The following is a 12528-nucleotide window of genomic DNA, read 5'->3' on the forward strand; positions in this document are numbered from 1 at the left end:
GGCGGTGAGGGCTACCCAGCGTATCCAACATTCCGTTGTGGGCTGGCCAATCCACCAGGTGTACTGGTCTCCGTGAATCGTCCATGAATCTCGGAATCGCGCACATAGCAGTTACAGTCCTCCCGTAGTTTACGGGAATCCTTGCATTCTCTGGAGAAATTTCATGTCGTCCGTTCGGATGAATCTTTGGGCTTGTCAATCTGCTGGACCAACACTTTAGGCCTGTCCGATCTATATGATTGCAACCGAGAAAAGACGGGTTGTTCACCGAGATATGTCTACGCCCTTGGGCTGAGCCCACCGAGAAGAACTTCGGCTCAGCGCAGTTTGATGCTGCCGCCGTCGGCCATCAACGTCTGTCCGGTCATGTACTTGGAATCGTCGCTCGCCAGGAACACCACGACGGGAGCGATGTCGGTTTCGGGATCACCGATGCGTCCGAGAGGCACCTTGGCAACCGATGCGGCTGCGCGCTCAGGGAAGGCTTCCTGCCACTTGACGACGCCTTCGGTGGCGGCGAACGGGCAGACCACGTTGACCCGAATGCCTTCCGGCGCCCACTCGTTGGCGACGACGCGCGTCAGGCCTCGCACAGCTTCCTTGGCCGCAGCGTAGGACGTCTGGGTGGGCATTCCGTCCAAACCTGAACCCGATGCGAAGTTGACGACCGAACCCTTGGTCTTCGCGAGTTCGTCGTGGCACGCCTGCATGAGGTGGACAACGGGGTAGAAACCGGTGTTGAAGGACAGGTCGAACATGTCCTGCGTGGTTTCGAGCAACGGAGCCTGACGGGACGCGTGAGCGTTGTTCACCAGGATGTCGAGCTTGCCGAAAGCCTCGAGTGCGGCGTCACGGATCTGCTCGGCCGAACCGGCGGCAGCAAGGTCGACGTTCAGGAACTTGCCGGAGCCGGCCAGTTCTTGTTCGAGGGCCTGGCCCTGCTCGTCGTTGATATCGACGAACAGGACCTTCGCGCCTTCACGGGCGAAGACTCGGGTGATAGCGCGACCGATTCCACCGGCGCCGCCGGTGACGATCGCTACCTTGCCGTTCAACCTCATGAAAACGCTCCTCTTCGTAAGTGCTGCTCAAACTGTTGCGGTCTCGTCGACTGCAAGTGCAATCTTTTCGAGGCCGGCGATGCTGTAGGCGGCGTAGGTCTCGTACGGCCCACGGCCGGAGAAGTAAGACGAGAGCTGGCCACCGAGCTCTTCGACGGTGAACGCGGATCCGGCTGCGTCGAAACGGTTCTCGACCTTGGGTGCTTCCATCAACGCCACCATCTTGCCGTAGACGACGAAGACCTGTCCGTTGATCTCGTCGGAATCGGGGGATGCGAGGTAGCTGACCAGGGTCGCGACGCGCTCGGGTGCAAGCGGATCGAGGCCGACGACGCCGGTGTTGTTCTCGCCGAAGGCTTCTGCCGTCATGGCGGTGCGCGCGCGGGGGCAGATCGCGTTGGTGCGGACGCCGTAGCGGGAGAGACCTGCTGCGCTCGAGAGCGTCAGAGCGGTGATGCCGGCCTTGGCTGCCGAGTAGTTGGGCTGTCCGGCGCTGCCGAAGAGGAAGGCCTCGGAAGAGGTGTTGATGATGCGGCCGTAGACCGGTGCGTCGGCTGCCTTGCTGGCTGCGCGCCAGTGGACTGCGGCTGCGTGCGAGGTGGCGGCGTGGCCCTTGAGGTGCACACGGATGACGTCGTCCCAATCGGATTCGGTCAGGTTGAAGATCATCTTGTCGCGCAGGATGCCTGCATTGTTGACGAGGATGTCGAAGGATCCGAAGTTCTTGACAGCCTCTTCGATGATGCGCCCGCCGAGCGACCAGTCGGAGACGTCGCCGGTGATGGCGAGTGCCTGTCCACCTGCGGCCTTGATCTCGTCGACCACGTCGTTGGCCGCTGCACCCATGTCGTTGACGATGACGGCTGCACCGGCAGCCGCGAGTCCGAGTGCTTCGGCGCGACCCAGGCCGGCGCCGGCGCCGGTGACGGCGGCAACTTTGCCTTCCAAGCTCAGTGATTGCGTCATGTCGTGCTCCTTCGATCCGGGCGGTCGGGTACGTCTTGCAGAATTAGTATTCATTCTAATTTGAAGTCGAGAGTTCGGTAGTCGGTTCCGAAAAAATCATTCGAGCGAAATCAGAATTAGTTCTAGTTTTGAACAGAAGTTTGGCCGACTGAGGAGGAGTCTCACTCAGCGGGAGCGGTGATCTGGGTCACGAGCGCTGCATGCCACCTTGGGGCGACGCGGCGATCCCACCGCGTACGCGTTTGCGTCACCACCGATCCGCTCAGTTCTCGGCCGCATTCGTCGGCTCCAGGGTCGGATAGTTCCCACCGAAAACGCAGTACGGTCGGCCCCGAATTCACCGGGCCGGACATCAAGGAAGGCACCAGCAGTGTCACTGAATTTGGCAGATCTGTACGAGGGCATCTCGGATCTGATTCCGGACCGCACGGCGCTCGTGTGCGATGGTCGTCGTCGCACCTACGTCGAGCTGGACGAGGGCTCGAATCGCATCGCCCGCCACCTGGCGAGCGTCGGTGTCGGGCCCGGCGATCACGTTGCTCTGCACATGCGCAACAGCATCGAGTTCGTCGAGAGTTTGCTCGGCTGCCTCAAGATTCGTGCGGTCCCGATCAACGTCAACTATCGCTACGTCGACGCCGAACTGACCTATCTGTACAACGATTCGCAGTCGGTGGCACTGATCGTGGACGAGGAGTTCGTTTCCGTCGTGGAGACGGTTCTCCCGGCCGCGCCCGGCATCAAACACGTCGTTGTCGTCGGCAAGTCCGTGGTCCGCGATATCGAAGGTGTCGACGTCGTTGGATACGCCGACGCTGCCGCGGAGCAGCCCGCTACTCGTGACTTCGCGCCCCGCAGCAACGACGACCTCTTTGTCATCTACACCGGCGGCACGACGGGGATGCCCAAGGGTGTCATGTGGCGTCATGAAGACTTCTACTTCGCGGCGCTCACCGGCGGAAATCCGTTCGGTCCGCCGCATACGACCGCTGAGGCTCTGTTCGCCGCGGTGCCGAACGTTCCCGCGATGAACATGCTCAGTACCGCACCCCTGATGCACGGTGCGGCGTCGTACTCGCTGTTCACCGGATTCTTCATGGGCGCCAACGCAATTCTCATGGCGCGGTTCGACGCGAAGGCGACGCTGCAGCTCGCCGGAAGTGAGAAGGCCGTCTCCATCACCGTCGTCGGAGACGCGATGGCACGTCCGCTCGCAGACGAATTGGCAGCAAACGCAGCAGATTACGACCTCAGCACGGTCGGAATGGTCTCGTCCGGCGGAGCCTTGTTCTCGCTCTCACTGCGGGAGCAGCTCAAGTCGATGCTTCCGAACCTGGTGATCCGCGACGGATTCGGCTCCTCGGAGTCGGGCGTCGACGGCAATCTGGAGATCGGCGAAGACGGCCTGATGCGCATCGCCGCTCGCGACGAGACCCGCGTCGTGGACGAAAGGATGCGGCCGCTGGAGCCGGGATCGCCCGAGACCGGCTACATCGCTCGCAGCGGTCACGTGCCGGTCGGCTACTTCAATGATCCGGTCAAGACCGCGGCTACGTTCCCGGTGATCGACGGGGTGCGGATGTCGGTGCTCGGCGACGTCGGACGCGTGGAAGCCGACGGCTCGATCGTCTTGCTGGGACGTGGTTCTCAGTGCATCAACACCGGCGGGGAGAAGGTGTATCCGGAAGAGGTCGAGCAGGCGCTCAAGAGTCACCCGGCGGTGCTCGACGCTTTGGTCGCGGGAATTCCGGATGCGAAGTTCGGTGAGCGCGTCGCTGCGGTCATCACGACCCGCGAAGGCTTCGACGTCCCGGACGCTGCCGAGATCGGTGAGCATTGCGCGTCGCAGGTCGCTCGGTACAAAGTGCCGCGCACCGTCATGAACGTTCCGTCGATCAGGCGTTCTCCCAGCGGAAAGGCCGACTATCGCTGGGCCAAGGCCACTCTCGCCGAGCAAGTCTCCTAGTCCGGCCGGAGCCGTCCAGCGCGTTTGTGAGGGACGCGTTGGGTGGCTCCGGTGCTCTAGCCTGTCACCGTCAGAACCAGCAGAGCGACGTTGAGTGCAACGATCAAGCCCGCCGCAATCCACGCCGCGACGGTCGTGAGCGGGGCATTGCGCGCGTCGCCCATGAGTTCGGGGTCCGAGGTCATTCGCACCAGCGGGATGATCGCGAAGGGGATGCACAGGCTCAAGACCACTTGGCTGAGCACGAGCGCCAGCGTCGGGTCGACGCCGAGTCCGAGCACGATCAGTGCCGGGATGAGCGTGACGATCCGGCGTGTGATCACCGGAATCCGAATGGCCAGAAGACCATGCATGATCTCGGCGCCGGCCGCGCATCCCACGGAGGTCGACGCGAGTCCGGAGGCGAGGAGGCCGATCGCGAACACCACGGCTACGCCCGGGCCGAGCGAATTCTCGATCGCGGCATGCGCGCCGTCGATGGTGTCGGTGCCGGGTACTCCGCGCAGCGCCGAAGCGGCCAGAAGCAGCATGCCGATGTTCACGCCACCGGCGATGATCAACGCGACGACGACATCCCAACGGGTGACTTTGAGTAGTCGCTGCAACCGTGGGCCGGGTTTGATGTGGCCGTGGCGATCACGTGCCAATGCGGAGTGAAGGTAGATCGCGTGCGGCATGACCGTTGCTCCGAGCATGCTGGCGGCGAGCAGTACGGTCTCGGTTCCTTCGAAGCGGGGGACCAGTCCGGCGACCGCTTCGCTGCCGGAGACGTCGGTGAAGGCGAGCCCGGTCAGGAAGCCGATGGTGATGATGGCCAGCAATCCCATCACCACGAACTCGAAAGTGCGCTGTCCGCGCCGACTTTGGATCGTCAGGATCACCATCGACACGCATCCGGTGATCAGTCCGCCGAGGAAGAGCGGGATGTTGAAGAGCAGGTTGAGTGCGATGGCCCCGCCGATGACTTCGGCGACGTCGGTCGCGATCGCCATCATCTCGGCCTGGAGCCAGAACGCGCGGCGGTTGTTCTTACGCAGGCGCTGACCCAGCATTTCGGGCAGGGATCTGCCGGAGACGAGACCGAGTTTCGCGGACAGATACTGCACGAGGACGGCCATCGCGTTGGCGAGTACGAGTACCCAGATGAGGAGGTAGCCGTACTTGGCGCCGGCGGTGAGGTTGGCGGCGACGTTGCCCGGATCGACGTACGCGATTGCCGCGACGAACGCCGGACCGAGCAGGGCGATGGATCTCCCCGTGGGTCGTCGGCGCGGAGTCGTCGGCTCTTGCGTACTGGTGCTCATCGGTCTCCTGGTCACACGTACTCGGACCTGTTGGTTCGAATAAGTGAACTATAGAGTTCGGGGAGCCGAACTTTCAACAGCTGTGCGCGGTTAGCGACCGCAGAGGGTCCCTAACCGCGCACAGGCCGGTTAGGCCGTCACGCCGGCAGCCAGGAGAGCGCGAGCCTCGGGTCGGCCGTCCAGGAGGGCGTTGGTACGCAGTTCGACCTTCCACTCGCCGTCCGTCTTGATCAGTTCCCAGCGGTTCGCGGTGATGCGGAGGACCTTGAATCCCGTCGGGTTCTCGGGGTCTTTGATGACCAACTGCGAATGGCAGGTCGCGACGGCCTTGTTGCCGTCGATGCGGATGTGGGCGGGTGTCATCATGTGGGCCGCGCCGTTCATGATCCAGTTCTGGTGTGAGGCGCTGTGAACCATCGCGCGCAGTTCGCCGCGGCCGTGCATCGCACCGGTATCGACGTCGTAGACGCCGTCCTCGAGCCACAGGTTCGCGACCTCGTCGGCTGATCCGCTGTCGACGGCAGGGCTGTATGTGGTCAGCAGTTCGGTGATCGCGAGCTTGTCCTCGAGCAATTCCACTCGGGCGAGCAGGGATTCGATCAGGGCGGTCGAGTCGGTCATCGGTACGTCCTTTGCATTGGATTGTCGGGGAATCAGGAAGTGGTGAAAGAGAAGCCCTCGGTGAGGGCGATTCGGTGAAGTTCTTCGAGTTGTTCGCAGTAGTGCTCGACGCTTCGAGCGCCGACCGAGCAGCTGGCGATGGTCGCCCCGGCGTCACGGACGCGAGTCAAGGCGCGAAGGGTGGATTCGCGATTGCCGAGAGGATCGAGCGGCGCACCGGCGGGAAGCACCACGTCGAATCCGTCGGGGAGCGTCGTGGCGTCGAGCATTTCCTTCAGTTCGGAGAATCGCAGCCCGAACGGCACCCACCCGTCGCCGTGTGTGGTGGCCCGGCGCAGCGATCTCTTGGTCCGGCCGCCGATCCACAGCGGCACCCGTTTCTGGACGGCGTGGGGTTCGACGACAAATCCGGAGTAGTCGTAGAACTCGCCGTGATACTCCGGAGTCGGCGTCGACAGTGATGCCCGAAGTGCGGCCAAGGCATCGTCAGCGCGCGCTCCTCGGTCGGCAAATGGAGCATTTATGAGATCGAATTCTTGTTTCAGAGTCCCCACCCCGAGGCCGAGTATCAGGCGTCCATTGCTGACGCGATCAAGCGTTCCGTAACGCTTGGCGATCTCGAGGGGGTGGTGGTAGCCCAACACCAGCACCTGGGTCGCCAGCAGGATTCTTGATGTACGCGCGGCGAGAAAACCAAGGGTGGCGAGCGGATCCCAGTAGGTTCCGCCGCGCTCGGCGGCAATCTCCTCGGGGACCGCCACGTGTTCACTGCAGGTCAGATGATGGAAACCGAGTCGATCCGCCGTGGCGGCCACTGTGGCGATCTCGCCGATGTCAGCACTTGCCTCCCACTCCGAGCGCGTGCTCGGGTGCTGAATCAGGACCGGTGTGACGATTCCCAGGTGCATCGGGCGTTTATAGCGTCCCCACTCGCCCGGTGGCAGGTGAATTACCGCTGATCGGGATCGAAAAGATCGATTCACTTTCCAGAAACTGTGACCTGGGTTATAGTCGGTAGAATCAATTCCAGTTTTCGGGAGGCGTCCATGACCATTGTTGACATGAACGACACACTGTCCACCGTCCAGACTGCCGGTGGGCAACCCAAGAAGGATCTGCCGCCGTCGATGGTCGAGCGGATGACACTGATTCTCGACGCCTTCGACGGCCGCGCCGCGCGGCTGACGCTGGAAGAGGTCGCGTGCCGTACTCAGTTGCCGCGCTCCACGGTCCACCGCATTCTCGATCAGCTGGTCAAGCTGGACTGGGTCGATCACGCATCGTTCGGCTACTGCCTCGGGCGTCGCGCGCTCGGCCTCGGTGGTGGCGACGGCGGCCACAGCCAGATCCGCGAAGCCGCTGCACCGCTTCTGCACGAACTGCACCTGCAGACCGGCATGGTCGTTCACCTGTCGGTGCTCGACGGACGCGAGAGCGTCTATCTCGACAAGGTCGGCGGACGATTCGCCGCGGCGCTCCCGTCCCGCGTCGGCGGCAGAGTGCTCGCTCATTCGACGGCTGGTGGCAAGGCGATGCTGGCGTGGATCGACCCCGAGCGCGTCGACGCTCTGTTCGGGGCTTCTCTTCCCCGCTGCACCGAGAACACGATCACCGACGTCGCTGTGCTCCACCAGGAACTGAACCGCATCCGTCAGCGTCGGGGACTGGCCTTCGAACGCGGGGAGTCGGCGCGTGGAGTCGCTTGTGTGGCTTCGGCAATTCGCGGACACGAGGGTCCCGTCGGCAGCATCGCGTTGTGTGGTGACATGCGGACCGCTCAGCTCGAGCGAGTTGCTCCGCTGGTCGTCGACGCGGCTCGCGAGGTCTCACGGACGCTGTACCCCGAACTGGGTGCTCCTCGCCGCGGCCGCAAAACGCCTCCCGTTCCGACCAATACGTTCTCGGCGGAGACGATGGATCGCCTGCTGGCAGCGTCGTCCGACCACTGGATCTGACGTATTTTGATCGACTTGTCTCGCTGATCGGGACGAGTCATAGCAGCTCAGCGGTCCTGATGGCACCGTTCGGACCATGACGACTGAACTGAGCTACGAGGGAACTCTGAAGGAACTGCAGACCGATCTCGGTGTGCTCCGGTACCACGAAGCCGGCGACGGCCCGCCGCTCCTGCTGCTGCACGGATCGGGCCCCGGCGTCACCGGTTGGCGTAACTACCGCGGCGTTCTCGCGGACTTCGCGGAGCACTTCCACTGCTACGTTCTCGAGTTTCCCGGATTCGGCGTCAGCGATCCCGGCCCCGACCATCCCATGATGATGGCGCAGGCGTCGGTCGGGATGTTCCTCGACGGCCTCGGCCTCGGCCCGGTCCACATGATCGGTAACTCCATGGGCGGCATCGTCGCCACCAAGGTCGCGATCGACGAGCCGCACCGGGTGAGCAAGCTCGTCACCATCGGCGGCATGGGAAAGAACACCTTCTCGCCGGGGCCCGGTGAAGGCATCAAACTCCTCATGGAGTTCACCGACAACCCCACCCGCGAAGCCCTGGTCCGCTGGTTGCATTCGATGGTCTTCGACCGTGCCGTCGTCACCGAGCAGCTCATCGAAGAGCGTTGGGCCCTGGCCACCGAGCCGACGACGCTCGAGATCGCCCGTCGTATGTACAGCAGCAAGGCCATGGCCGCCATGGGCGCGGCTGCCGCTGCGTCGACCGCCGTGCCGTACTGGGCGCAGCTGAACAAGATCAAGGCGCCGACGCTGTTGACCTGGGGACGCGACGACCGCGTCAGCCCCGTGGACATGGCGATTCTGCCGATGCGCGACATCCCCAACGGCGAAGTTCACATCTTCCCCAACTGCGGACACTGGACGATGATCGAAGCTCGCGACGCCTGGGTCGCGTCCGTTCTGGCATTTCTGACGCGTCCAGAAGGCAAGTAAGGCCCGTGCGCCTTTTTGGTAGCCCCCACTACCAAAAAGGCGCACAGGGGTGCTCCCACTCACCGGGAAGCGTTTCTGCACTTCGGTGGGCTACCTGCCACCGTTTCACCAACAGATTTTCATTCTGCCCAGGCACTCGCCGGGTAGCGAAACCAGAAAGCCGGAAAAATCATGGGTCAGGTTCTGGACAACATCTCACAGTTCGCCGACGAGATCCGCGCTGACGGAGTCGAGGGCGACAAGCTGATGCGCTTGACGGACGGCAGCGCGAAGCGCTTGCGCGACTCCGGCGTCATCCGGATGTTCCAGCCGAAGGAGTTCGGAGGCCTCGAGGCGCATCCGCGTGAATTCGCCGAGACGGCAATGGCTATCGGCGCGATGGACGGTGCCACGGGCTGGGTCAGCGGCATCGTCGGTGTGCATCCGTGGGAGCTTGCGTTCTTCGACCGCAAGGCTCAGGAAGAGGTGTGGGGAACCGATCCTGATACGTGGATAGCGTCGCCGTATGCGCCGATGGGTGTGGCGAGGCCGGTCGAGGGTGGGTACATCCTCAACGGTCGTTGGTCGTTCTCGTCCGGCACCGATCACTGTGACTGGATCATGATCGGCGCGATGGTCGGTGACGAGTCCGGCAAGCCGTTGATGCCGCCGAAGCACCTGCACGTACTGCTGCCGCGCTCCGATTACGACATCGACCAGGACAGCTGGAATGTCGTGGGCCTGCGCGGAACCGGGTCGAAGGACCTGATCGTCAAGGACGCGTTCCTGCCCACCTACCGCACGATCGACGCCGGAAAGGTGTACGACGGGACGGCGTGGAAGGAAGCGGGTCGTACGGAGACGTTGTACAAGTTCCCGTTCTCGTGCATTTTCCCGTTGGGGATCACCTCGTCGTTGATCGGTATCGCCGAAGGTGCGTTGGCGTGCAACATGGCGGCGCAGCGTGAGCGTGTGACGGTCAGTGGTGTTCCGATCAAGGAAGATCCGTACGTGCTGTTCGCGATCGGTGAGGCTGCGGCCGAGATCGCTGCTTCTCGGGCTGCGATCTTGGAGACGGTGGATCGTTTCTGGGACATGACGGAGAAGGGGCAGGAAGTTTCGTTCGAGCTTCGTGCGATCGGTCGCCGTACGCAGACTGCTGCGGCGTGGCGGGCGGTGCGGGCGGTGGACGAGATCTTTGCTCGTTCCGGTGGTGGGGCTTTGCAGTTGAACACGCCGATGCAGCGGTTCTGGCGTGACGCTCATGCCGGTTTGGCGCACGCGATCCATGTACCCGGTTCCATCTTCCATGCGTCGACGCTCTCGCAGCTCGGCGGCGAACCGCAGGGTATCCACCGCTCGATGATCTAGTCCCACAAATACTTTCGAAGCAAGGACGGTTAGGCATGACTGAAATTCGGGGCCTGGGGTATCTCAGGATCCAAACGCAGGACGTGGCTCGCTGGCGCGAGCTCGTGGTCGACGGACTCGGCCTCGCGGTCGGTAGTGGCCCGGAAGCCGACGGCCTCTACTTGCGCCTGGACGAGCGTCGTGCGCGACTGATCGTCCTGCCCGGTGAGACGGACAAGGCTCTCGCAGTGGGCTGGGAAGTGCGAGATCAGTTCGCGCTCCAGCGTGTTCGTGAAGCAGTGGAGAAGGCCGGAGTCGAGGTCGAGGTTCTTTCCGAGGTCGACGCCAGCTACCGCGATGCCGAGCAGGTCATCGCATTCGACGATCCCAACGGCAACCGAGTCGAGGTCTTCTTCGGACCGGTACTCGACCACAGCCCGTTGGTCACCCCGCACGGCGGCCGTTTCGTCACCGGCGATCAGGGCCTCGGCCATGTGGTGCTTCCGGTTACGCGTTTCGACGAGGCATACACCTTCTACACCGAGGTGCTCGGATTCCTCCCGCGCGGTTCCATCCGTCTCGGCGGTATCGATGCGCCGCCGCCGGCTCGCCGCGTTCGCTTCATGGGTGTCAACCAGCGCCACCACAGCCTGGCGTTGTGCCCGGCGCCGCCGGTTGACGAGCCCGGTCTCGTGCACCTGATGATGGAAGCCGAGACTCTCGACGCCGTCGGTCAGGCTCTCGATCGTGTTGCCAAGCTCGGCTTCTCGATCTCCTCGACGTTGGGTCGCCACACGAACGACAAGATGGTGTCGTTCTACGTGCGCGCACCGGGTGGATGGGATCTGGAGTTCGGCTGCGAAGGCATGCTTGTCGACGAAGCCTTCTACACCGCTGAGGAAATCACGGCCGACAGCTACTGGGGCCATGACTGGTCCGAGAGTGAACCGCTGGCCGCGTTCACTCCCAAGAGCTAGCTCTTACGCAACGAAAAAGCTCGGTCCCAATGCATATCGGGGCCGAGCTTTTTCGTGCGATAGATCAGGAAGCTGCTGCGGCCAAACCGGTTTCGAGGTCGGCGAGAATGTCGTCGATCCCTTCGATGCCGACCGCAAGGCGGACGAGCCCCGGGGTGACGCCCGAAGCGAGCTGCTCCTCGGGGGTGAGCTGCGAGTGCGTCGTCGACGCGGGGTGGATGACGAGTGAGCGAACGTCACCGATGTTGGCGACGTGGCTGTGCAACGTCAGTGCGTTGACGAACTTCTTGCCTGCGTCGACTCCACCGGCGAGCTCGAACGCGACGATGGCGCCGGTTCCCTTGGGAGCCAGCTGCTTTCCGCGCTCGTGCCAGGGCGAGGATTCCAGTCCGGCGTATGCGACCGACGTGACTTCGGCGCGGCCCTCGAGGAATTTCGCGACCTTCTGGGCGTTGGACACGTGGCGCTCGATGCGCAGGCTCAGTGTCTCGATACCCTGCGAGATGAGGAAGGCGTTGAACGGTGCGATGGCCGAGCCGAGGTCGCGCAGAAGCTGAACGCGTGCCTTGAGGGCGTAGGCGGGTGCGCCGAGATCGGCGAAGGTGACGCCGTGGTAGCTGGGGTCGGGGGTCGTGAAGTTGGTGTGGCGTCCCTGGGTCCAGTCGAAGGTGCCACCGTCGACGATGACGCCGGCGATCGCGGTGCCGTGTCCGCCAAGGTATTTGGTGGCGGAGTGGACGACGATGTCGGCGCCGTGCTTCAGCGGCTGAATGAGGTACGGAGTTGCGACCGTGTTGTCCACGATGAGCGGGATGCCGTGCTCATGGGCGACTGCGCTGATGCCGGGGATGTCGAACACGTCGTTCTTGGGGTTGGAGATGGTTTCGCCGTAGAACGCCTTGGTGTTCGGACGGATTGCCTCACGCCAGTGATCGAGGTTGTCCGGGTCCTCGACGAAGTCGACGGTGATACCGAGCTTGGGCAGCGTGTAGTGGAAGAGGTTGTACGTGCCGCCGTACAGGCGAGGGCTTGAGACGATGTGGTCCCCGGCCTCGGCGAGGTTGAGGATCGCGAAGGATTCGGCGGCCTGACCGGACGCAACCAGCAGAGCCGCGACTCCGCCTTCGAGGGCGGCGATGCGCTGCTCGACGGCGTCCTGCGTCGGGTTCATGATGCGGGTGTAGATGTTGCCCGGCTCGGCGAGGCCGAAGAGCGCCGCCGCATGGTCGGTGTTGTCGAAGACGTAGCTGGTGGTCTGGTAGATCGGAAGCGCCCGAGCGTTGGTAGCGCTGTCCGGGCCCTGTCCGGCGTGGACCTGCTTGGTTTCGAACGACCAATCGGCGGTCGGATCGGTATCGACGGGGGTGTTCTCGCTCATGAATTCATACTCCGTGGTGAAGGTG

The 12528-nt window shown here is 63.4% G+C and carries 11 protein-coding genes; 5 read left to right on the forward strand and 6 right to left on the reverse strand.

What is annotated here, in order from left to right; translation table 11 throughout:
• Window positions 1–317: 317 nt before the first annotated feature.
• Window positions 318–1061, reverse strand: a complete 744-nt coding sequence (locus tag V3587_RS01385) for an SDR family NAD(P)-dependent oxidoreductase (protein WP_030537180.1) — start codon at window positions 1059–1061, stop codon at window positions 318–320.
• Window positions 1062–1088: 27 nt separating this feature from the next.
• On the reverse strand, window positions 1089–2027 hold the full coding sequence (locus tag V3587_RS01390; protein WP_007729451.1) for a 3-oxoacyl-ACP reductase: 939 nt from the start codon (window positions 2025–2027) through the stop codon (window positions 1089–1091).
• A gap of 370 nt (window positions 2028–2397) precedes the next feature.
• On the opposite strand from V3587_RS01390, the gene V3587_RS01395 reads away from it, so the two are divergent.
• Window positions 2398–3993: an acyl-CoA synthetase gene (locus tag V3587_RS01395; RefSeq protein WP_007729448.1), complete on the forward strand. Its 1596-nt coding sequence runs from the start codon at window positions 2398–2400 to the stop codon at window positions 3991–3993.
• A 56-nt stretch (window positions 3994–4049) separates the two neighbouring features.
• Here the strand turns inward: V3587_RS01395 and V3587_RS01400 are convergent, their stop codons facing one another.
• The 3 genes from V3587_RS01400 to V3587_RS01410 form a co-directional block, all read right to left on the reverse strand.
• Entirely contained in the window at window positions 4050–5297 is a 1248-nt protein-coding gene (locus tag V3587_RS01400; protein WP_020909201.1) for an Nramp family divalent metal transporter, read from the reverse strand.
• A gap of 129 nt (window positions 5298–5426) precedes the next feature.
• Window positions 5427–5918 carry a nuclear transport factor 2 family protein gene (locus V3587_RS01405; RefSeq protein WP_003939809.1) on the reverse strand — a complete coding sequence of 164 codons (492 nt, stop codon included), beginning with the start codon at window positions 5916–5918 and terminating at the stop codon, window positions 5427–5429.
• 32 nt (window positions 5919–5950) lie between these two features.
• On the reverse strand, window positions 5951–6826 hold the full coding sequence (locus V3587_RS01410; RefSeq protein WP_083056640.1) for a TIGR03619 family F420-dependent LLM class oxidoreductase: 876 nt from the start codon (window positions 6824–6826) through the stop codon (window positions 5951–5953).
• 138 nt (window positions 6827–6964) lie between these two features.
• Here V3587_RS01410 and V3587_RS01415 point away from each other — a divergent pair, with 138 nt between their 5' ends.
• The 4 genes from V3587_RS01415 (at window position 6965) to bphC (ending at window position 11125) form a co-directional block, all read left to right on the forward strand.
• Window positions 6965–7873, forward strand: coding sequence for an IclR family transcriptional regulator (locus V3587_RS01415; RefSeq protein ID WP_007729442.1), 909 nt, complete (start codon window positions 6965–6967; stop codon window positions 7871–7873).
• Between the two features lie 76 nt (window positions 7874–7949).
• Entirely contained in the window at window positions 7950–8819 is an 870-nt protein-coding gene (locus tag V3587_RS01420) for an alpha/beta fold hydrolase (protein WP_019745379.1), read from the forward strand.
• A 171-nt stretch (window positions 8820–8990) separates the two neighbouring features.
• Complete coding sequence (locus tag V3587_RS01425) at window positions 8991–10169, forward strand: acyl-CoA dehydrogenase family protein (RefSeq protein WP_283376042.1); 1179 nt, start codon at window positions 8991–8993, stop codon at window positions 10167–10169.
• A 35-nt stretch (window positions 10170–10204) separates the two neighbouring features.
• Window positions 10205–11125, forward strand: coding sequence for a biphenyl-2,3-diol 1,2-dioxygenase (gene bphC / locus V3587_RS01430; protein ID WP_003940493.1), 921 nt, complete (start codon window positions 10205–10207; stop codon window positions 11123–11125).
• A gap of 64 nt (window positions 11126–11189) precedes the next feature.
• On the opposite strand, the gene V3587_RS01435 is transcribed toward bphC, so the two are convergent.
• Window positions 11190–12503 carry a bifunctional o-acetylhomoserine/o-acetylserine sulfhydrylase gene (locus V3587_RS01435; RefSeq protein WP_019745377.1) on the reverse strand — a complete coding sequence of 438 codons (1314 nt, stop codon included), beginning with the start codon at window positions 12501–12503 and terminating at the stop codon, window positions 11190–11192.
• Between the last annotated feature and the right edge of the window lie 25 nt (window positions 12504–12528).

The organism is Rhodococcus sp. IEGM 1306, assembly GCF_036541985.1.
Taxonomy (GTDB): Bacteria; Actinomycetota; Actinomycetes; order Mycobacteriales; family Mycobacteriaceae; genus Rhodococcus_F; species Rhodococcus_F qingshengii.